Annotated in this window: 1 protein-coding gene; it reads left to right on the top strand. The window is 75.4% G+C overall.

The features are described 5' to 3' along the window. Positions 1-675: sugar kinase (locus tag DW309_RS16400; RefSeq protein WP_136045975.1), on the top strand; the 675-nt coding region annotated here is incomplete at both ends.

The following is a 675-nucleotide window of genomic DNA, read 5'->3' as shown; positions in this document are numbered from 1 at the left end:
TGGGCCTCGCGCCTCGGCGACGACCCGCTGGGCGACCGTCTCGCCGGCGAGCTCGAGCGTCGCGGGGTCGAGCTGTGGGTCGAGCGCGACGGGGACGCGCCGACCGGGGTCATGTTCAAGGATCCCGGTGTCGAGTCATCCGCGGTCTACTACTACCGGCGCGGATCCGCGGCCTCCCGCATGGCTCCCGGTTTCCTCGACGCCGCCCGGCTCGAGGGCGTGCGCATCGTGCACACCACCGGCATCACCCCGGCGCTCTCCGCCACCTGCCTGGCGATGGTCGATGCGCTGTACGCCGACGCCCGCGCCGCGGGAGCCACCGTGTCGTTCGACGTGAACGACCGCCGCGCCCTGTGGAGCCCGGAGGACGCGGCCTCGACGCTCGCGCGACTCGCGGACGCCGCCGACATCGCCTTCGTCGGCCGCGACGAGGCGGAGCGCATCTGGGGCACCGCGACACCGGCCGCGATCCGGGCGCACCTCCCCCACTGCGCGCTGCTCGTGGTGAAGGACGGCGACGTGGGCGCGACCGCGTTCGCGCACGACGCCGAGCCCGTGTTCGTCCCGGCCCCCACGGTGGACGTGGTCGAGCCGGTGGGAGCCGGCGACGCGTTCGCCTCCGGCTTCCTCGCGGCGACGCTCGAGGGCGAGGACCTCGCCGCACGCCTGGCCGCC

Origin of the sequence: Microbacterium sp. K41, from assembly GCF_004794395.1 — a bacterium.
GTDB lineage: Bacteria > Actinomycetota > Actinomycetes > Actinomycetales > Microbacteriaceae > Microbacterium > Microbacterium sufflavum.
The sequence above is the reverse complement of the archived record's forward strand: the minus strand, read 5'-3'. Positions and strand labels throughout refer to the sequence as shown.